Consider the following 20,248-nt stretch of genomic DNA (forward strand, 5'->3'; position numbering starts at 1 on the left):
GGGAACCCCCTCCGGCGCGTTCGTCGTTTCGGGGAACGTCCTCCCCTCGTTATAGCGTGGACGCCATGCCATCGACTGCCGCCGAGGTCCCTGACGTGCCGGAAAAGTCCCGTAGGGGACCTCGGTGGGGGATCGTCGCCGCCGTCAGCGGACTCGTCGGCATCCTGCTCGCGATCATCGTGCCGCTGCTGCCGGTCACGCAGACCACCTCCACCGTCAGCTGGCCCGAGGCGGGCACCCTCGAGCCGGTCACCGCGCCGCTCGTCGCGTACTACCCGCTCGACCTCACCGTCGAGGTGCCGTGCACGGCCGTCGGGCAGTTGCCCGACGGCCGCGAGGACGGCGTGCTGGTCTCGACCGCGCCCCGCGAGGCGGGGGAGAACGCGGCGGCCCGCGCGCTCATGGTGTCCGTGGCCGGCCCCGACGTGGAGGTCCGCAGCCGCAACGCGCTCGTCGCCTCCGCGCCCACCGACGCGGTCGCCGCGCCCGGCGCGTGCTCCACGATCCGCGTCACGGCCGACTCCGGCTCGATCGGTGCCGAGTTCGTCGGCCTGGAGATCGACGGGCAGGGCGTCGGGGGCCGGATCGACGCGGACCTCCGTCCACAGGTGGTCGGGGTGTTCACCGACCTGGAGGGCGCGGCACCGGAGGGCATGGCCGTCGACATCACGGTCGACTCGCGCTACACCACGCAGGCGACCGCCATCAAGCAGATCGCGATCGTCGTGGGCATCCTCGCGATCCTCGTGGCACTCGTCGCGTTGCACCGGCTCGACCTGCGGGACGGGCGGACCGCGCGACGCATCCTCCCACCGGGCTGGTGGAAACCGCGTCCGCTGGACCTGCTGGTCGTGGCGACGCTCCTAGTGTGGCACGTCATCGGGGCCAACACCGCCGACGACGGCTACATCCTCACCGAGGCGCGCGCTGCCGTCTCCAGCGGCTACATGCCCGAGGTGTTCCGCTACTACGGGGCCCCGTACGCGCCGTTCGGCATGCCGTACTACCTCTACACGGGTATGAGCGCCATCTCGCTGGGCAGCGTCTGGCTCCGACTGCCCGCGCTGCTGCTCGGCATCGCCTCGTGGATCCTGCTGTCCCGGGAGGTCATCCCGAGGCTCGGCATCGCCGCCCGCCGCGCCGCGGCCGTGCGGTGGAGCACCGCCGCGGTCTTCCTCGCGTTCTGGCTCACCTACAACAACGGCCTCCGGCCCGAACCGATCATCGCCTTCGGTGTCCTGGCCACCTGGGTCTCGCTCGAGCGGGCACTCGCGACGGGACGGCTGCTACCCGCGGCGACCGGGTTCATCATCGGTGGGCTCACCCTGTCCGCAGCGCCCACGGGAACGTTCTGCATCGCGGTCATCATCGCCGCGTCCAGGCCACTACTGCTGCTCGTCATCCGGCGCGCGAAGCGCGACGGCTGGGTACCGACCGTCGCGCCGCTGCTGGCCGCCGGACTGGGCGTGCTGCACCTCATCTTCCTCGACCAGCCGCTGGTCACCACGCTGCAGTCGTCGGCGCTGCTCGGGGATGTCGGCCCCTCGGGCAGCTGGTACGAGGAGGTGTGGCGCTACGAATGGCTGATGAACCCCACCCCGGACGGCTCGCTGGCCCGCCGTTTCGGTGTACTCGCCATGCTCCTGTCCCTCATCACCTGCGCCGCGATCCTGTTCCGTAAGGGCCGGATCCCCGGGGTGTCCGTGGGCCCCGCCCGCCGCATCGTGGGATTGGCGGCCATCTCGATCGCGTTCATGGCGCTCAACCCCACCAAGTGGACCCACCACTTCGGCGCCTTCGCCACCATCGGCGCGGCGCTGGCGGCGCTGGTGACCATGGCGGTCCTCCCGGCGGCGACCAGGTCGCTGCGCAACCGCATGCTCTTCCTCGCCGGCGTCCTGTTCGTCCTGGCGCTGAGCTTCACCTCCACCAACGGTTGGTGGTACATCTCCATCTACGGCATCCCGTGGGGCGGCACCCAGCCGACCATCGCCGGGATCACCCTCTACTCGGTGTTCCTCGGGCTGATGCTCCTGGCGCTCCTCGCCGCCCTGGTCCTGCACTACCGGGAGCCGTTCATGACGCGCACCGGGCAGGAGCGGGACGGTGGCGACCGCGGCCCCCTGCTCCGGTTCGCCCGTGAGGTCTCCCACGCCCCACTCGGGCTGGCCGCGGCCCTCGTCGTCGTCGTCATCGTCGCCTCCATGGCCGCAGCGGTCCGCAACCAGTACCCCGCGTACTCGGTGGGCCTGCAGAACCTCCGCGCTCTCTCCGGCGAGCCGTGCGGCATCGCCGATGTCGTGCTCGCCGAGCCCGACGCCAACGCCGGCCTGCTCGCCCCCGTCGGCGAGCCCCGGGACCAGCTCGAGGCCGGCGGCGAGGCGGTCGTGTTCGACCCCGACGGGATCCCGACCGACCTCACCGCCACGCAGGCGGCCGATACCGACACCCCCGGCACCGGCGAGGGCTCCGACACCACGTCGACCACCGCCGGCACCGAGGGCGGCGTGCGCATCGGGGAGGGCATCAACGGCAGCCACGCAGTCCTGCCGTTCGGACTCGACCCCGCCCGCGTGCCGGTCCTCGGCAGCCACCAGTCGGGTGCGCAGTTCAACGCGGAGGCGACCACCGACTGGTACCGGCTCCCCCGGGAGAACGGGGAGAACGGCGAGAAGGGGGAGGGCCCGCTCGTCACGATCGGTGTGGCCGGGTCCTTCGCTCCCGACGCGGTGCTCGTCGAGTACTCCACCGGTGGCGGGGAGTTCGAGGTGGCGGGCTCGGTCCTGCCGATCGACATCGGGCCGGCTCCGTCCTGGCGCAACCTGCGCGTGCCGATGGACACCCTGCCCGTCGACGCCTCGGCCATCCGGTTGGTCGTCCGCGACCTCGACCCGGACCCGTCGCGGTGGATCGCGTTCACCCCGCCGCGCATGCCGGAGCTGGTCACCATGCAGCAACTGGTCGGCGACTCGAGGCCGGTGCTGCCGGACTGGGCGGTCGCGTTCCACACCCCGTGCCTGCGCCCGTTCGACGAGTACGTCGGCGTCTACGAACTGCCCGAGTACCGCGTCCTGCCCGATCGGGGACTGGCCGTGAGCTCCACCAACACGTGGCAGGCGTGGGACGGCGGTGGCCCCATCGGGTTCATCGAGTTGCTGCTCGAGGGCGAGACGGTGCCGACCTACCTCGAACACGACTGGGACCGCGACTGGGGATCGCTCGTGCGGTACACCCCGCTCGTGCCCGAGGCGCGCGAGGCGACCGTCACCCACGACGAGGCCGTACGGTCGGGACTGTGGAACGGTGGGCCGCTCGCGCGGTGACCGGCTAGCATCGGCCCCGGAGCTATTACAAGGACTTCCAAGTAATGGCGCACAGGCACCTGACGACGACAGACTGGAGACACGCATGTCCGTGACGGAGAAGCAGTTCGAGAACATCCTGGTCGAGCAGACCGACCGGGTCGCGACCATCACGCTCAACCGCCCCAAGGCGCTCAACGCGCTGTCCAGCGGCATGGAGAAGGAGGTCGTCGAGGCCGTCGAGGCGTTGGACGGCGATCCCGGGGTCGGGTGCATCGTCATCACCGGGTCGGAGAAGGCCTTCGCGGCCGGCGCCGACATCAAGGAAATGAAGGACAAGAACTACCCGGGCATCTACCTCGAGCGGTTCTTCCACGACTGGAAGCGCCTCACCGCCGCGCGCACGCCGATCATCGCCGCCGTGTCCGGTTTCGCCCTGGGCGGCGGCTGCGAGCTGGCGATGATGTGCGACATGATCATCGCCGGCGACAACGCCAAGTTCGGCCAGCCCGAGATCACCCTCGGCGTCATCCCCGGCATGGGCGGTTCGCAGCGCCTCACCCGTGCGGTGGGCAAGGCCAAGGCCATGGACCTGTGCCTGACCGGCCGCCAGATGGACGCCGACGAGGCCGAGCGCTCCGGCCTGGTCGCGCGCGTCGTCCCCGCGGCCGAGCTGCTCGACGAGACCATGAAGGTCGCCACCACGATCGCCTCCATGAGCAAGACCACGGCCATCGTCGCGAAGCAGGCGGTCAACCGCTCCTTCGAGACCACTCTCGAGGAGGGCCTGCTCGCCGAGCAGAACGCCTTCTACGCGCTGTTCGCCACGGAGGACCAGACCGAGGGCATGTCCGCGTTCGCGGAGAAGCGGAAGCCCGAGTGGCGTCGCTGAACGACGGACTGAGGCACGGGCACCTCGCCGGGGGCGGTGGGCGCGATGACGCGCACCGCGCCCCCGGCGAGCCCCTGCCCGTCCTGGTCTTGACCGGCTACCTGGGCGCCGGCAAGACCACGCTGCTCAACCACCTGCTGTCCGGCACACCGGGGCTGCGCATCGCCGCGATCGTCAACGACTTCGGCGAGATCGACGTGGACGCCACCGCCGTCGCCGGGCGGGTGGACTCCATGGTCTCGCTCGCCAACGGCTGCGTGTGCTGCGAGGTCGACGCCGGTGAGCTCGGCGAGACCCTCACCCGGCTCGCGGGTCCCGAGCTGGGCCTGGATTTCGCGGTCATCGAGGCCAGTGGCCTGGCCGAGCCGCCCGTCCTGTCGCGGATGGTCCACGACGTGCCGCGGCACGTGGCGCGCCATGCGGGGATGGTCCAGGTCGTCGACGCCGAGGGCCTCGATGACGCCATGACGCGACATCCGCGACTCGCGGCGCACCTGGCGGAGGCCGACCTCGTCGTCGTCAACAAGTGCGACCTCATCACCCGCGAGCGGTTCGGCGAGCTCCGGGCGACGATCCGCACCCACGCCCCGCGCGTGGCCGTGCTCCCGGCGGTCCGCGCCGCGGTCCCGGCCGGGTTGCTCCTGGACATGGCCCCCGACGGCGCACCGCCCGCCGCGCCCGCCGCGACGTCCGGCGGCAGCCACCGGAACGGCGAGCACGGACGCCACGAGCACGGACACGGCGGGCACGGACACCACGAGCACGGACACCACGAGCACGGACACCTGCATGACGGCTACACGGCCGTCACCGTGACGCCGGCCGGTCCCCTGCACCCGCGCCGCTTCCTCACCGCGGTCTCGGCGCCGCCGGCCGGCGCCTACCGCGCCAAGGGCACGTTGACCCTGGCAGGCGCGGACGGCCCCCGCCGCTACGAGGTGGCTCTGGTGGGTCGCCGGTTGGAGCTGCGCGCCGGGGGAGAGGGGCCGGAGGGTCTGGTGGTGATCGGCGTGGAGATGGACGACGACGAGGTGGTCCGCTTCCTCGACGAGACCGTGCTGGACACCGGGGAGACGGTTGACGCCTCGGCCATGCTGGGCCTGCACCCGTACCTCGTCGGCGACCCGGACTCCAGCGACGTCGAGGAATGGATCTACGACGAACAGCGCGCGGCGCCCGTCACCGGGGTCGCCGCGATGTTGGCCGATCCCGAGGATCCGGAGGCATTCGATCCAGCTTTCACCCCCTGACCGCGGTGCGGGGACGAAGCTGCGGCCGGAACCCCCGACGACCTGACGCCTCTCTCATGTTCTGGTTCGGCGTCACCCCGACCACGTGCGTATAGTGGCGCTGACGACGCCGAAGTGTCGCACCGGCAGGGGGGCCAACCCGCCCGCGGCGGGGGTGCTGCACGGACGAGGGAGGAGACCTCGTGGACGAGGACAACACCGGCCACGGCCCGAGCGGCGCCGGGGACGCCCAGCGACGCAAGCGTGACCTCGCCTCGGTGCGTAGCGCGATCGCGGCGCTGCGGGAGGCCACGGGGATCCCCGTGACGATCGGTGGTGTCGTCGGGGAGGGCCACACGTTGGTCCTGTCCGAGTCCCTCGGGATGCGGACCTCGGCGATGAAGGACCTCAAGGTCCACTACGGGGCGGGCGTGGGCGGTCGGGTCATGGCCACCGGCAAGCCGGTCGGCGTGGCGGACTACCCGCGGGCCGGGGTCATCACCCACGAGTACGACCTGCCGGTGCTCTCCGAGGGGCTGCGGTCGATGGCCGCGATCCCCGTCGTGGTGGGCAAGGACGTACGCGCGGTGATCTACGCCGGTGTCCACTCCTCGGTCAGGTTCGGCGAGAAGGTCCTCAACCAGATGGCGGCCACCGCCCGTGCCCTGGAACAGGAGATCGCGGTCAACGACGCACTGGCGGCCCGCGGCGCCGCCCCGGTCGGGCCCGGCTCCGGCGAGGGCCGGTGGGACGACGTGCTGTCCAACGAGCGGATGCGCGAGACCCACGCCCGCCTGCGGATGCTCGCCTCACGCACCGAGGACCCGGACGTCCGCGCGGAGCTCGAACGCATCTGTGCCGAGATGGTCTCCCCGCCGCCCGAGATGCCCACCGCGCGGTTGTCCCGCCGCGAACTCGACGTGCTGGCGTGCGTAGCCCAGGGCAAGACCAACATCGAGACCGCCGTCGACATGGGCATCGGTGCCGAGACGGTGAAGAGCTACCTGCGGTCGGTGATGCGGAAACTCGACGCGCACACCCGGTTCGAGGCGGTCAACGCAGCACGCCGCATGGGCGCGCTGCCCTGACCCGCACCGCTCCGGCCGGTCGCGGTCCGGTCAGCCGCGCTCCGTCCGCTGAGCTCCGGTCAGCCGCGCTCCCCCGCCGGGCACCCACAGGACGTCGCCCTCCGGGTTCGCGACCCGGCCCAGGACGAACAGCAAATCCGACAGCCGGTTCAGGTACTTCGCCGGCAGGACCGAGGTCGTCTCCGGATGGGCCTCGACGGCCGCCCATGCCGAACGCTCCGCCCGTCGGGTGACGGTACGGGCGACGTGCAGGTACGCACCCCCCGGGGTCCCGCCCGGCAAAATGAACGACGTCAGGTCCGGCACCTCGGCGTTGAACTGGTCGATCCAGCTCTCGAGGCGATCGATATAGGGCTGCTCGATGCGCAGCGGCGGGTACTTGGGGTCCTCGACCTCCGGCGTCGACAGGTCCGCGCCGGCGTCGAAGAGGTCGTTCTGCACGGTCCGCAGTACCGCGACGACACGGTCGTCCAGGCCTCCGAGCGTCACGGCCACGCCGATCGCCGCGTTGGCCTCGTCGCAGTCCGCGTACGCCACCAGTCGGGGATCGTTCTTGCTCACGCGCGAGAAATCGGAGAGGCCCGTGGACCCGTCGTCGCCGGTCCGGGTATAGATCTTGGTCAGGTGAACAGCCATGTCGGCCAACCTACGCTGCCGCGGGGCCGCGGCTGGAGCGGATCCCTCCCTCCTCTCGCCTAGGGTGGAACCGTGAGCGCTAATCCCACGTCCCGCGAGGAGAGCTTCCTCGTCCGCGGCGGTACCCGACTGTCCGGCGAGATCTCCGTATCAGGCGCCAAGAACAGCGTGCTCAAGCTGATGGCGGTGGCGCTCATGGCCGAGGGGCGGACGACGCTGACCAATTGCCCGACGATCTCCGACGTCCCCGCGATGGCCGATGTGCTGCGCCACCTCGGGTGCACGGTCGAGGTCTCCGGCGACACCGTCGTGATCGACACCCCGGCTGAGTTGGGGCACGTGGCCGATGACAAAGCGGCCCAGCGCCTGCGCGCATCGGTGTGCATCCTGGGACCACTGGTCGGCCGCCATCATCGCGCCGTGATCGCGATGCCCGGCGGAGACGCGATCGGCAGCCGTCCCCTCAACTGGCACCAGAACGGACTCAACCGGCTCGGCGCCCGCACCCGCATGGACCACGGCCGACTCGTCGCCGACGCGACCGAGCTCCGGGGCGCGGACTACGAGTTGAGCTTCCCGTCCGTCGGCGCGACCGAGACCTTCGTGACCGCGGCGGTCCTGGCGGAGGGCACCTCGGTTCTCAAGAACGCCGCGCGCGAGCCGGAGATCGTCGACATCTGCGACCTGCTCAACGAGATGGGGGCACAGATCAGCGGCGCGGGGACGAGCACGATCACCATCCGCGGCGTCGATGAGCTGACGCCGGTCAGTCACCGGGTGGTCGGGGACCGGATCGTCGCGGCCACCTGGGCCATGGGTGCGGTGATGACCCGGGGCGACGTCACCGTCACCGGCATCGACCCCATGTTCATCCATGTGGTGCTTGAGAACCTGCGCGCGGTGGGTGCCGACGTCGAGACCGGGCCCGACTGGATCCGGGTCGCCCAGGAGGGCCGGCCGCGGGCCCGGGACATCCGGACCCTGCCCTTCCCCGGTTTCCCCACCGACCTCCAGCCGATGGCGATCGCACTCGCCTCCGTGTCCGAGGGGGTGTCGGTGGTGACCGAGAACCTCTTCGAGGCACGGTTCCGGTTCGTCGAGGAGATGGTCCGCATGGGCGTGACCGCCGAGACCGACGGTCACCACGCCAAGATCGTCGGCCGCGAACGCCTGGACTCCGCGACGGTCTGGGCGAGCGACATCCGCGCCGGGGCCGGGCTCGTGTTGGCCGGCATGTGCGCGGACGACGTCACCGAGGTCTGCGAGGTCTTCCACATCGACCGGGGATACTCCGACTTCGTCGGGAACGTCCGGTCCCTCGGCGGCGAGATCGAGCGAGTGCCCACCCATCGTTGAGGTCGACGGGGCGGAGATCGGGCACGCAACGCCGAAACTGCCTCTGACCAGGCGATTAGTACTTTCGCCGCGGCCCGTGTAACTTTATCGGAGCCGCCAGGGAGCGGGCCGGAGCCGAGAGGCGAGGGCCTGGTTCGGGTGGTGGGAAAGTGCGGGTGTCCGGTTCTCCTGGTTTGACTGGGGCGGGCGGGTCACCTACGCTGGAGAAGTTGCCCCGAGCGGGTGGCGGATTGCAGTGACTGCCCCGCGAGCTGGTTGTCTTCGGATGGCTGGTCAGTGGTGTGTGGGTGTTGTTTGAGAACTCAACAGTGTGTTTTGTTTGTGATAGTGCCAAATTTCTTGTTTGGTTGCGACCCTTTCACATCCCTGTCGTGGGGGTCGCGTTTTTGTTTGAACAGCCAGTTTTTTGGTTTGTTTTTGCTTGGATTGTGCTTTTCGTAGTGCTGAGAAGCTTTTATGGAGAGTTTGATCCTGGCTCAGGACGAACGCTGGCGGCGTGCTTAACACATGCAAGTCGAACGGTAAGGCCCCTTCGGGGGTACACGAGTGGCGAACGGGTGAGTAACACGTGGGTAATCTGCCCTGCACTTCGGGATAAGCCTGGGAAACTGGGTCTAATACCGGATATGAACTCCTGCCGCATGGTGGGGGTTGGAAAGTTTTTCGGTGCAGGATGAGCCCGCGGCCTATCAGCTTGTTGGTGGGGTAATGGCCTACCAAGGCGACGACGGGTAGCCGGCCTGAGAGGGTGATCGGCCACACTGGGACTGAGACACGGCCCAGACTCCTACGGGAGGCAGCAGTGGGGAATATTGCACAATGGGCGAAAGCCTGATGCAGCGACGCCGCGTGGGGGATGACGGTCTTCGGATTGTAAACCCCTTTCAGTAGGGACGAAGCGCAAGTGACGGTACCTGCAGAAGAAGCACCGGCTAACTACGTGCCAGCAGCCGCGGTAATACGTAGGGTGCGAGCGTTGTCCGGAATTACTGGGCGTAAAGAGCTCGTAGGCGGTTTGTCACGTCGTCTGTGAAATCCCTCGGCTTAACCGGGGGCGTGCAGGCGATACGGGCAGACTTGAGTACTACAGGGGAGACTGGAATTCCTGGTGTAGCGGTGAAATGCGCAGATATCAGGAGGAACACCGGTGGCGAAGGCGGGTCTCTGGGTAGTAACTGACGCTGAGGAGCGAAAGCATGGGTAGCGAACAGGATTAGATACCCTGGTAGTCCATGCCGTAAACGGTGGGCGCTAGGTGTGGGGTCCTTCCACGGACTCCGTGCCGTAGCTAACGCATTAAGCGCCCCGCCTGGGGAGTACGGCCGCAAGGCTAAAACTCAAAGGAATTGACGGGGGCCCGCACAAGCGGCGGAGCATGTGGATTAATTCGATGCAACGCGAAGAACCTTTACCTAGGCTTGACATATACAGGACGACGGCAGAGATGTCGTTTCCCTTGTGGCTTGTATACAGGTGGTGCATGGTTGTCGTCAGCTCGTGTCGTGAGATGTTGGGTTAAGTCCCGCAACGAGCGCAACCCCTGTCTCATGTTGCCAGCACGTAATGGTGGGGACTCGTGAGAGACTGCCGGGGTCAACTCGGAGGAAGGTGGGGATGACGTCAAATCATCATGCCCCTTATGTCTAGGGCTTCACACATGCTACAATGGCTAGTACAGAGGGCTGCGATACCGCGAGGTGGAGCGAATCCCTTAAAGCTGGTCTCAGTTCGGATTGGGGTCTGCAACTCGACCCCATGAAGTCGGAGTCGCTAGTAATCGCAGATCAGCAACGCTGCGGTGAATACGTTCCCGGGCCTTGTACACACCGCCCGTCACGTCATGAAAGTCGGTAACACCCGAAGCCGGTGGCCTAACCCTTGTGGAGGGAGCCGTCGAAGGTGGGATCGGCGATTGGGACGAAGTCGTAACAAGGTAGCCGTACCGGAAGGTGCGGCTGGATCACCTCCTTTCTAAGGAGCACTCACCACGCTTTGGTGTGGTCAGAGTTTGCGCAGGGTTCGCGTCCGAATGTGGCGCGCTCTGTGGCTCATTGGGTGGAACACTATCGCGCAGGACTCGCCGTGATCGGCGGTATCAGATTGCAGGATCTGGTGCCGGCGTTAGCGTGGTCCGGACGAAACACACTGTTGGGTGTCTGAAACAACACCATCGGGCCTTCGGGTTTGGTTGTTTCTGATGGCACTGATTCCCGAGACATCTGATGCGCCATACGTGGCCGGGGTGTGGGTGGGGTTGGTGTGTGTTGTTTGAGAACTGCACAGTGGACGCGAGCATCTTTAATTGTTTGTGAATGTAAGTGTGTAAGAGCACACGGTGGATGCCTTGGCACCAAGAGCCGATGAAGGACGTAGTAGGCTGCGATAAGCCTCGGGGAGCTGCCAAACGAGCTGTGATCCGAGGGTGTCCGAATGGGGAAACCCAGCACGCGTGATGGCGTGTTACCCGCATCTGAATACATAGGGTGTGTGGAGGGAACGCGGGGAAGTGAAACATCTCAGTACCCGCAGGAAGAGAAAACAATAGTGATTCCGTCAGTAGCGGCGAGCGAACGCGGATCAGGCTAAACCGCATGCGTGTGATACCCGGCAGGGGTTGCGTGTGTGGTGTTGTGGGGCATGATGTCCCGGTTCTGCCGGACCGGGCGCTGATTGATCGCGGGTTAGGGGAACGACTTGGAAGGGTCGGCCGGAGAGGGTGAGAGTCCCGTACCTGAAAACCTTGCGGCGGGGCGATTTGTGTTCCCAAGTAGCAGCGGGCCCGTGAAATCTGCTGTGAATCTGCCGGGACCACCCGGTAAGCCTAAATACTTCTTGGTGACCGATAGCGGATTAGTACCGTGAGGGAATGGTGAAAAGTACCCCGGGAGGGGAGTGAAATAGTACCTGAAACCGTGTGCTTACAATCCGTCAGAGGCTTGAGGGCTGATGGCGTGCCTTTTGAAGAATGAGCCTGCGAGTTAGTGGTATGTCGCGAGGTTAACCCGTGTGGGGAAGCCGTAGCGAAAGCGAGTCCTAATAGGGCGACTGTAGTGGCATGCTCTAGACCCGAAGCGGAGTGATCTACCCATGGCCAGTGTGAAGCGACGGTAAGACGTCGTGGAGGCGCGAACCCACTTAGGTTGAAAACTGAGGGGATGAGTTGTGGGTAGGGGTGAAAGGCCAATCAAACTCCGTGATAGCTGGTTCTCCCCGAAATGCATTTAGGTGCAGCGTCGCATGTTTCACCTCGGAGGTAGAGCTACTGGATGGCCGATGGGCCCTACAAGGTTACTGACGTCAGCCAAACTCCGAATGCCGAGGTGTGAGAGTGCGGCAGTGAGACTGTGGGGGATAAGCTTCATAGTCGAGAGGGAAACAGCCCAGATCGCCGGCTAAGGCCCCTAAGCGTGTACTAAGTGGAAAAGGATGTGGGATCGCTGAGACAGCCAGGAGGTTGGCTTAGAAGCAGCCACCCTTGAAAGAGTGCGTAATAGCTCACTGGTCAAGTGGTCCTGCGCCGACAATTTAGCGGGGCTCAAGTACACCGCCGAAGCCGCGGCATTCATACAATAACCTCCTCCGGGCAGGTGTATGGATGGGTAGGGGAGCGTCGTGTGGCCATAGAAGCGTCGGAGTGATCCAGGCGTGGAGGCCACACGAGTGAGAATGCAGGCATGAGTAGCGAATGACGAGTGAGAAACTCGTCCGCCGAATGATCAAGGGTTCCTGGGTCAAGCTAATCTGCCCAGGGTGAGTCGGGACCTAAGGCGAGGCCGACAGGCGTAGTCGATGGACAACGGGTTGATATTCCCGTACCCGTGTGTGCGCGCCCATGGTGAATCAGTGATACTAACCGCCCTGAACGTCCTAGAGCATCCTTCGGGATGACGTGGACCGGATGCGCGGGACCTGAACTGGTAGTAGCCAAGCGATGGGGTGACGCAGGAAGGTAGCTGGGCCAGTCAGTGGTTGTACTGGTGTAAGAGTGTAGGCCGTGACATAGGCAAATCCGTGTCACATCAAGGCTGAGACTTGATGCATACCCGTTGTGGGGAATTCAGTGATCCTATGCTGCCGAGAAAAGCCTCTAGTGAGTTCATACACGGCCCGTACCCCAAACCGACACAGGTGATCAGGTAGAGAATACCAAGGCGATCGAGAGAACTGTGGTTAAGGAACTCGGCAAAATGCCCCCGTAACTTCGGGAGAAGGGGGACCACGCCCGGTGACGATCCTTGCGATCTGAGCTGGGGGTGGTCGCAGAGACCAGAGAGAAGCGACTGTTTACTAAAAACACAGGTCCGTGCGAAGACGTAAGTCGATGTATACGGACTGACGCCTGCCCGGTGCTGGAAGGTTAAGAGGACCGGTTAGCCGCAAGGCGAAGCTGAGAATTTAAGCCCCAGTAAACGGCGGTGGTAACTATAACCATCCTAAGGTAGCGAAATTCCTTGTCGGGTAAGTTCCGACCTGCACGAATGGCGTAACGACTTCTCTGCTGTCTCGACCACAGACTCGGCGAAATTGCACTACGAGTAAAGATGCTCGTTACGCGCGGCAGGACGAAAAGACCCCGGGACCTTTACTATAGCTTGGTATTGGCGTTCGATTCGGTTTGTGTAGGATAGGTGGGAGACTGTGAAGCATGCACGCCAGTGTGTGTGGAGTCGTTGTTGAAATACCACTCTGATCGTATTGGACGTCTAACCTCGGCCCATGATCTGGGTTAGGGACAGTGCCTGGTGGGTAGTTTAACTGGGGCGGTTGCCTCCTAAAGAGTAACGGAGGCGCCCAAAGGTTCCCTCAGCCTGGATGGCAATCAGGTGTTGAGTGCAAGTGCACAAGGGAGCTTGACTGTGAGACTGACACGTCGAGCAGGGACGAAAGTCGGGACTAGTGATCCGGCACCGGCAAGTGGAAGCGGTGTCGCTCAACGGATAAAAGGTACCCCGGGGATAACAGGCTGATCTTCCCCAAGAGTCCATATCGACGGGATGGTTTGGCACCTCGATGTCGGCTCGTCGCATCCTGGGGCTGGAGTAGGTCCCAAGGGTTGGGCTGTTCGCCCATTAAAGCGGCACGCGAGCTGGGTTTAGAACGTCGTGAGACAGTTCGGTCTCTATCCGCCGCGCGCGTAAGAAACTTGAGGAAGGCTGTCCCTAGTACGAGAGGACCGGGACGGACGAACCTCTGGTGTGCCAGTTGTTCCACCAGGAGCATCGCTGGTTAGCTACGTTCGGAAGGGATAACCGCTGAAAGCATCTAAGCGGGAAGCCTGTTCCAAGATGAGGTTTCTCACCACCTTCGCGTGGTTAAGGCCCCCCACAGACCATGGGGTTGATAGGCCGGAACTGGAAGCGCAGCAATGCGTGCAGGTGACCGGTACTAATCGGCCGAGGGCTTACACACAAACAGCCCCTAAAGAATCGCAACGCGTCCACTGTGCAGTATCTGAAACAACACACCCACGCAAAAACACGTGGGCCTTGTTTCACAGAGTTACGGCGGCCATAGCGGCAGGGAAACGCCCGGTCCCATTCCGAACCCGGAAGCTAAGCCTGCCAGCGCCGATGGTACTGCACTCGTGAGGGTGTGGGAGAGTAGGTCACCGCCGAACACAACTTCACACGAGAGCCCCGAATCACCCTCACCGGTGACTCGGGGCTCTCGTCATTGCACCCACACCAGGCCGGCCCACACCAGGCCGGCCCACACCAGGCCGGCCCACACCAGGCCGGCCCGCACCAGGCCGACCCGGCCATCAGGCCAGCCGACCGCCGGCGGCACCCATCACCCGACGCGCCAACGCCGAACCCCGCAACTGCTCCACACCCACGACCTCACCACCGGGACCCGACAACGGCACCCGCCAATTCGGATACTCATCCGACGTCCCCGGAACATTCACCGGCCGCCACTAATCGCCGGATGCAGGGGTTCGTCTCCAACCGGCGGTGTGGCCTGCTGCGGTGATCTCGGACGGTGGACCCTCTTAAAGTGAGGGGCCTACCGAAATGAGATCCAGCAGTGAGTGCATCACGCAGGCTGGCAGATAGGGCTTGTCGGTACCGCGGGTCCGGCGAGTTGGTACCGCCATTCCGGCGACCCGGAACCGGCCCGTGTGTGAAGCGGGCCGGCACCGTCGGGGGTTACTCCCAGTAGCCGGTAGCGGCTCGGGCTTGGTCGTCGCGCTGTCGGCGCATGTCGACTTCGCCGAGGTTGATCTCGCGGGCGTTGTTGGCCAGGCGGTTGACGATGGAGTCCGCGGCGACCCGGTCAGGCAGCGCCTCGAGCCAGTACGCCGGCCGGGATTGGGAAGCGATCATCGTCGGCAGCCGGTGCTCCCGGTTGGCCAACACGGCGAACAAGTCGTTCGCGGCCTCAGGATCGATGCCCACGGTCAGGAAATCGTCGATGATCAGCAGCTCCACGTCCGAGAGGTCGTTGAGCATCTTCTGGTGGCGGATGCCGTCGCCGCGGGCGATGACCAGCCGCCGGGCGAGTTCGTCCATGCGGGCGTAGGTGACGGTGTGCCCGTTCTGGCAGGCGGCGATGCCGATCGCGCAGGCCAGGTAGGTTTTCCCGCCGCCGGTCGGTGAGAGGACCAGCAGGTTGGTCGGGTCTTGGCGCCAGTGGTGCCCGGCGTAGCGTTTCATCCGCACCGGGGTGATCCCGCGTCCTTCCTGGTAGTTGATCTCCGCGATCGAGGCCTGCGGGATCGGGAACTTCGCCGCTCGGATCAGCTTGTCGATCCGGTGGGCCTGGCGCTGGTCCAAGGCGTCGTCGACGGCGGTGAGAAAGATCTGCTCCGGGGTGAGCTCGTCATTGGCCTCATCGCTGATCAGCTCCTCGAACCGGGTCGCCACGTGCGTGATGCGCAGATTGCGGAACTTCTGGTGATCGATCTCCGTGAACATCACACGCCCTCCCCGCTGCGGCCGCGCGCATAGTGATCGGCCGAGCGCACCTGCACCGCGCCGTCGTCTCGGGCTCCGGCCGGTGGCGGGGGCTTTCGTGTGGCCGCCGCCGGGACCACGGGTCGGGGCGCTTTGCCATCGGAATCGATGGTGGCCATGACGCGTTTGAGCACGCTGTAGCTGCCGACGCTGTTCTGGTTGAGCAGCACTTGGCAGGCCGCCTCGAGCCGCTGGCGACTTCTCTTGCCGAGAGTCTCGAGAATGTTCTGGCAGTCCAGATAGCCCTGCGCCTCGATCACGTGACGATCCAGGATCTGGGCGATCACCTGCTCGGTGGCGGGGCCGAACCCGCGGGCACGGTCGGTGAACCACTGCCGCGACCACAGGCCGTCGATACCCTGGTGCTCTTTCGGGGCGTGAGCCAGCACCGTCGAGTACTGGCCCTTGCGGCCGTGGCGCCGGGAGTGCTCGCAGACGACCTGGTCACCGTCGAAGATCGTCACCGACTGCGCGGTCAGGCGCACCCGCAGCAGCTGACCGGCGAAGGTGTACGGCACCGAGTAGTACTGCGAATCGCAGGAGACGTGATAGTTCCGCCCGACCTTGAGCTGCTTCCATTCCACCGTGGCGAACCCGTCGTCGGGCAGGGCCGCCAGCAGCGGCGCTTAGTCGGACTCGAACCTCTCCCACCGGGTCGTACCGTCAGCCCGGCGAATCTGGGTGTTGATCTCGGCGACGCGGTCGGCGATCGCCGCGTTCAGGGCCTCGACGGTGGTCCACACCTCCTCGGCGAGGTAACCGATGACGCGTTTGTTGACCACCTCCACGGCTGACTCCACGGCTGCCTTGTCGCGGGGTTTTCGGACCCTCGCCGGCACGATCGCGGTGCCGTAATGGTCGGCCAGCTGCTGGTAGCGGACGTTGACAGCCCTGGCCGCCTCGCCCTGCTTCTGCCGATGAGTGGCGGTGGTCGGGTTGTCGGGCACCACCATCTGCGGTGTCCCGCCGAAGAACGCGAATGCGGCGACGTGAGCGTCAATCCAGGACGGCGATTTCATATCCGTGAAGCCGCGGCAGAACACCGCACCGGAATACGGCAGGACCGCCACGAACAAGTACAGCTTGGTGACCTCCCCGGTGACGGCGTCGAGGACCTCGAGGGTGTCGCCGGCCCAGTCGACCAGCATCGTTCTGCCGGGTTCGTGATGCAGCGTGGCCACCACGTCCTTGATGCGGGCGTGCTCGGCGAACAGGGCACAGTACTGCGAGTACCCGTACTTCTTCCCGGCCCCGGCGGGGTCGGCGAGATATTTGCCCCAGGCCTGCTGGATGGTGAAGTGCCGGTTGAACTTCATCGACGCCAGCACCCGATCAAAATCGGGCTTGGCGTAGTCCTCCGAGACGCGTTTGCGCCCATCGGGGAACATCCCGGCGATCTCGGCCGGGTTCATCGACGACGCTTGGCCGGCGGTGATGCCGTACGCGGTGATCGTCTTCTTCACCGCCGCGATCTCCCGACGCGAACACCCGACGGCGGCGACGATCTCGCTGTAGCTATGCCCGGCCAGCGCCAACGTCATGATGGCCTTGTACTCGGCCACATCAGCCTCCTCAAATAGGAAGAAGCGGCGCAGTCGCGCCGCCTCACCCCGAGCAGACCACCCCGCCCGCCCCAAGGAGTACCGAGTCGCCGGAATCGAAGTACCGGATCGCCGGACTAGGCGTACCCACTGGCCCTATCTGCCAACGCAGGCGGTTCAGCCAGGAGTTCAAGGATGAGCTGTGCCAGGAGGTCATCACGACCTCGAAGACGATCAAGGACGTCGCGGTGGCCTACGGCGTGGGCCCCGAGACGTTGCGGAACTGGTTGAACAAGTACCGGCAGGCCCACGGCGGTACCGAGACCGAGGTGACGCTCGATGAACGGGCACGACTCAAGGAGCTGGAGCGGGAGAACTCCGAACTCCGCGCCGAAACGGCGTTCCTGAAAAAAGCAGCCTTGGATTCAAATCGTCAATGCAACAGGGCGGCGTAGCGTTCGGCGGGAGTGTCGTAGTCGAGGGTTTTCCGGGGCCGGTTGTTCAATCTCTCCGCGATTCGGTGCAAGTCAGCCTGGGAGTAGCCGTTCATGCTTGTCTTCTTCGGAAAATACTGACGAAGCCAGCGATTGGTGTTCTCGTTGGTGCCGCGCTGCCAGGGCGAGTGTGGGTCGGCGAAGTACACGCTGATCCCGGTGCCGGCGGCGACGTCTTTGTGTCCGGCCAGCTCCATGCCGCGGTCCCACGTCAGGGAGCGAGACATCGTCTCCGGGAGCGCCGACAGCTCCCGGCACAGTCCTTCAGTAACAGAGGACGCATGGCGTGAGTCGACCTGGACTAAGCAGGTGTAGCGGCTGGAGCGTTCCACGACCGTGGCGATCTGGGACTGCTCCGATCCGATCATCAAATCGCCTTCCCAGTGACCTGGAACAGCGCGGTCCGCGACGTCGTCTGGACGGGCATCAATCGACACGGCGTCTTTGATCTGCGAGCGCCACTGGCCGGAGGTGGTGTTGCTGACCGCGCGACGAATCGGTCTGCCGGTGCGCAACTGCTTCTGTAACGACTTGTCCAGCACATTCCAGGATTGGATGTACAGCGACCGATAGATCGCCTCGTGCGAGATCAGCATCCGCGACCCGGCTGGGTACTGCTTCTTCAGCCGACCAGCGATCTGTTCCGGAGACCATTCCTCTTTCAGGCGTGCAGCGACGTAGCCTCGCAGTACAGGGTTCGTGGCCAGCTTGGGCTTCTGAGGACGCCGGGCCCGGCGCCAGGCGCGGTCGTCTGCGTCGATGGCGCGATAGCGCTCCCTACCCTCGTTCTGCCCGACTTCTCGGCTGATCGTTGACGCAGGCCGTCCCAGCTGGCGACCGATCTGGCGGTACGAGTCGCCCGCCGCCAGACCGCGGGAGATCTCCTCCCGATCGGACAGACTCAATGTCCCCGCCCGGCGCTTCTGCGGCGACTGATAGATCCCGCCCTTGGGCCGCAGGATCGAAAACACCGAACCCGGCGGCGAGTCGACCGATCGCGAGATCTCACTGATCGACGACCCCGCCTTCCACATATCCCAGACCCGCTGCCGTTCCTCCGGCGGCAGTCCGGGCCGGCCAATCTTAGCCATCGTCCACCTCCACCATAGATTGCTTGGTGTTGCGTTGACGGTTTGAGTCTAAGGCGGCTTACTTCGCGCGGGAGCAGCGACCGTGAGCCGATACGAGTACATCGACTCCTGCAGGAACGAGGTCAAGCCCCTAGAAGTGGTGTAACTGAATTGTGATCCTTCGTTGGTGATCAGGCGGGTAGTTGCATCAGTGCATCAGTGGTCACCTCCGTCTGCGAGCTGGTGTCGGTGTCGGTGGTCAGGGTGAGTCGGCAGCGGCCCAGGACTTCGAGTCTGGACCGTTCCCGTTCTGGTGGACACCCGGAGATGAGCGGTGAGTTCCCCCAAGATAGAGGGAGCGGATTATGGGATCGACTCGTCGGAGCTTCACTGCCGAGTACAAGGCCAACGCGGTAAGTTTGGTCATCGACGATGGCCGTACGATCGCCGAAGTTGCACGCAGTATCGGCGTTCACGAGATGACACTGGGGAAATGGGTGAAGAAGACTCGAGACGAGGGAAACGGCGATTCTGACCGCCCGTTGAATGAGGACGAGCGGGCAGAACTCGAGCGCCTCCGCGAAGAAGTGAAGCACGCCCGGATGGAGGCGGAGTTCGCAAAAAAAGTAGCGACCTGGTTCGCGAAAGACCCGCGGTGAAATTCGCGGCTATCGCGGACTGGGCTGAATCCAACTCCTACCCGGTCACGTTCATGTGTGCTCAACTCGGCGTCTCGACTTCTGGCTACTACAAGTGGCGCGGCACGTCCCGCTCAGCTCGAGACCTCCGAGACGACGAGTTAACAGCGCTGATCGAGCACCACTACGAGCACCTCAACGGCCGTCCCGGCGTTCGACGCATGCGCGCCGAGCTCGCCGCCGGCGGCCACCGGGCCTCGCACAAGCGGGTGTGGCGGCTCATGAAGGCCGCAGGCCTGGAAGGCCGCCACCCGAAGGCGTGGAAGCGCACCACCGTCGCCGGAGACAGCCCCGTCGCCGCACCTGACCTCATCGGCCGCGACTTCACGGCGGCAGAGGCGAACACCAAGTGGTGCGGCGATATCACCTACGTGCGGACCTGGAACGGCTGGGCGTACGTGGCCACGGTCATCGATCTGCACTCCAGGATGGTCGTCGGATGGGCCGTGGCCGACCACATGCGCACCGAGCTGGTCACCGACGCACTGGACATGGCCATCGCTCGCCGTCGACCATCCGGAGAAGTCATATTCCACAGCGATCGCGGAACTCAATACACGTCCACCGACTTCGACAAATACTGCAGTGAAAACAATATCAGACGATCATTGGGGCGAACTGGCATTTGTTTCGACAACGCGGTCGCAGAATCATTCTTCGCGAGCTACAAGAAGGAACTCATTCACACGCGCCCATGGCCCACTCTCAAATCACTCAAAAAGAGCACATTCATCTGGATCGAGGAGTACTACAACAGGACGCGACGACATTCCACACTGGGCTATTTGACACCAGCCGAGTTTGAACTAGGATTCAGAGACATATACGAACTCGCCGCTTAATTGCAGTGGCCACTTTAGCGGCTCTTCGCATCTAAGTGTGGGTGAGGGCGACACGCCGGTGAAGCAGTAGGGAGCAAGAGGGTCGAGGCCCTGAAGGATTGGAAGTACCTCTACACCCAATCCCGAAGGGGCCTCGACCCATGT

At 64.9% G+C, this 20,248-nt stretch carries 12 protein-coding genes, 3 rRNA genes and 1 pseudogene; 11 read left to right on the top strand and 5 right to left on the bottom strand.

Features of this window, described 5'->3' with window-relative positions:
• The first annotated feature begins 65 nt into the window (after positions 1–65).
• The 4 genes from OVA21_RS02295 (at position 66) to OVA21_RS02310 (ending at position 6,511) form a co-directional block, all read left to right on the top strand.
• Positions 66–3,323 (top strand): arabinosyltransferase domain-containing protein, encoded by a 3,258-nt coding sequence (locus OVA21_RS02295; RefSeq protein ID WP_268091696.1) that lies wholly within the window; start codon positions 66–68, stop codon positions 3,321–3,323.
• 85 nt (positions 3,324–3,408) lie between these two features.
• On the top strand, positions 3,409–4,194 hold the full coding sequence (locus OVA21_RS02300) for an enoyl-CoA hydratase (RefSeq protein ID WP_067712041.1): 786 nt from the start codon (positions 3,409–3,411) through the stop codon (positions 4,192–4,194).
• Complete coding sequence (locus OVA21_RS02305; RefSeq protein WP_268091697.1) at positions 4,182–5,444, top strand: CobW family GTP-binding protein; 1,263 nt, start codon at positions 4,182–4,184, stop codon at positions 5,442–5,444. Before OVA21_RS02300 ends, OVA21_RS02305 begins: the two co-directional genes overlap by 13 nt.
• Before the next feature lie 182 nt (positions 5,445–5,626).
• Positions 5,627–6,511 (top strand): LuxR C-terminal-related transcriptional regulator, encoded by an 885-nt coding sequence (locus OVA21_RS02310; protein ID WP_132063991.1) that lies wholly within the window; start codon positions 5,627–5,629, stop codon positions 6,509–6,511.
• A 30-nt stretch (positions 6,512–6,541) separates the two neighbouring features.
• On the opposite strand, the gene OVA21_RS02315 is transcribed toward OVA21_RS02310, so the two are convergent.
• Positions 6,542–7,147, bottom strand: a complete 606-nt coding sequence (locus OVA21_RS02315; protein WP_067712052.1) for a cob(I)yrinic acid a,c-diamide adenosyltransferase — start codon at positions 7,145–7,147, stop codon at positions 6,542–6,544.
• A 72-nt stretch (positions 7,148–7,219) separates the two neighbouring features.
• On the opposite strand from OVA21_RS02315, the gene murA reads away from it, so the two are divergent.
• The 4 genes from murA (at position 7,220) to rrf (ending at position 14,120) form a co-directional block, all read left to right on the top strand.
• Positions 7,220–8,503, top strand: coding sequence for a UDP-N-acetylglucosamine 1-carboxyvinyltransferase (murA, locus tag OVA21_RS02320; protein ID WP_120284445.1), 1,284 nt, complete (start codon positions 7,220–7,222; stop codon positions 8,501–8,503).
• Between the two features lie 453 nt (positions 8,504–8,956).
• Positions 8,957–10,474: ribosomal RNA gene (locus OVA21_RS02325) — 16S ribosomal RNA — on the top strand.
• 341 nt (positions 10,475–10,815) lie between these two features.
• Positions 10,816–13,912 (top strand): 23S ribosomal RNA (locus OVA21_RS02330).
• 91 nt (positions 13,913–14,003) lie between these two features.
• Positions 14,004–14,120: ribosomal RNA gene (gene rrf, locus OVA21_RS02335) — 5S ribosomal RNA — on the top strand.
• Together the 16S, 23S and 5S rRNA genes form the textbook arrangement of a ribosomal RNA operon.
• Before the next feature lie 532 nt (positions 14,121–14,652).
• Here rrf and OVA21_RS02340 read toward each other — a convergent pair.
• The 3 genes from OVA21_RS02340 to istA are packed head-to-tail and all read right to left on the bottom strand — an operon-like array spanning position 14,653 to position 17,021.
• Positions 14,653–15,420, bottom strand: a complete 768-nt coding sequence (locus OVA21_RS02340) for an ATP-binding protein (RefSeq protein ID WP_067719582.1) — start codon at positions 15,418–15,420, stop codon at positions 14,653–14,655.
• A complete protein-coding gene (locus OVA21_RS02345) occupies positions 15,420–16,079 on the bottom strand; it encodes a Mu transposase domain-containing protein (RefSeq protein WP_442778946.1) in 660 nt (219 codons plus the stop codon). The genes OVA21_RS02340 and OVA21_RS02345 overlap by 1 nt, the downstream gene beginning before the upstream one ends.
• Positions 16,080–16,085: 6 nt before the next feature.
• Entirely contained in the window at positions 16,086–17,021 is a 936-nt protein-coding gene (gene istA, locus OVA21_RS02350) for an IS21 family transposase (protein WP_268091700.1), read from the bottom strand.
• A 137-nt stretch (positions 17,022–17,158) separates the two neighbouring features.
• Here istA and OVA21_RS02355 point away from each other — a divergent pair.
• Positions 17,159–17,416: pseudogene (locus tag OVA21_RS02355) on the top strand (transposase); the annotation flags it as partial.
• 17 nt (positions 17,417–17,433) lie between these two features.
• Here OVA21_RS02355 and OVA21_RS02360 read toward each other — a convergent pair.
• Positions 17,434–18,585, bottom strand: coding sequence for an IS30 family transposase (locus tag OVA21_RS02360; protein ID WP_069389026.1), 1,152 nt, complete (start codon positions 18,583–18,585; stop codon positions 17,434–17,436).
• A gap of 344 nt (positions 18,586–18,929) precedes the next feature.
• Between OVA21_RS02360 and OVA21_RS02365 the strand changes: the two genes are divergently transcribed.
• Together OVA21_RS02365 and OVA21_RS02370 are read left to right on the top strand one after the other, a co-directional pair.
• The gene (locus tag OVA21_RS02365) at positions 18,930–19,223 is read left to right on the top strand and encodes a transposase (RefSeq protein ID WP_205475954.1); all 294 of its coding nucleotides are present in this window, start codon (positions 18,930–18,932) and stop codon (positions 19,221–19,223) included.
• Positions 19,220–20,104, top strand: a complete 885-nt coding sequence (locus tag OVA21_RS02370; protein WP_205475956.1) for an IS3 family transposase — start codon at positions 19,220–19,222, stop codon at positions 20,102–20,104. The genes OVA21_RS02365 and OVA21_RS02370 overlap by 4 nt, the downstream gene beginning before the upstream one ends.
• Positions 20,105–20,248: the final 144 nt, after the last annotated feature.

Origin of the sequence: Dietzia sp. SL131, from assembly GCF_026672565.1 — a bacterium.
Taxonomy (GTDB): Bacteria; Actinomycetota; Actinomycetes; order Mycobacteriales; family Mycobacteriaceae; genus Dietzia; species Dietzia kunjamensis.

Coding starts and splice junctions, on each gene's coding strand:
- OVA21_RS02295 (WP_268091696.1), top strand. CDS start 66: ATGCCATCGACTGCCGCCGAGGTCCCTGACGTGCCGGAAAAGTCCCGT.
- OVA21_RS02300 (WP_067712041.1), top strand. CDS start 3,409: ATGTCCGTGACGGAGAAGCAGTTCGAGAACATCCTGGTCGAGCAGACC.
- OVA21_RS02340 (WP_067719582.1), bottom strand. CDS start 15,420: ATGTTCACGGAGATCGATCACCAGAAGTTCCGCAATCTGCGCATCACG.
- OVA21_RS02360 (WP_069389026.1), bottom strand. CDS start 18,585: ATGGCTAAGATTGGCCGGCCCGGACTGCCGCCGGAGGAACGGCAGCGG.
- OVA21_RS02365 (WP_205475954.1), top strand. CDS start 18,930: ATGGGATCGACTCGTCGGAGCTTCACTGCCGAGTACAAGGCCAACGCG.
- OVA21_RS02315 (WP_067712052.1), bottom strand. CDS start 7,147: ATGGCTGTTCACCTGACCAAGATCTATACCCGGACCGGCGACGACGGG.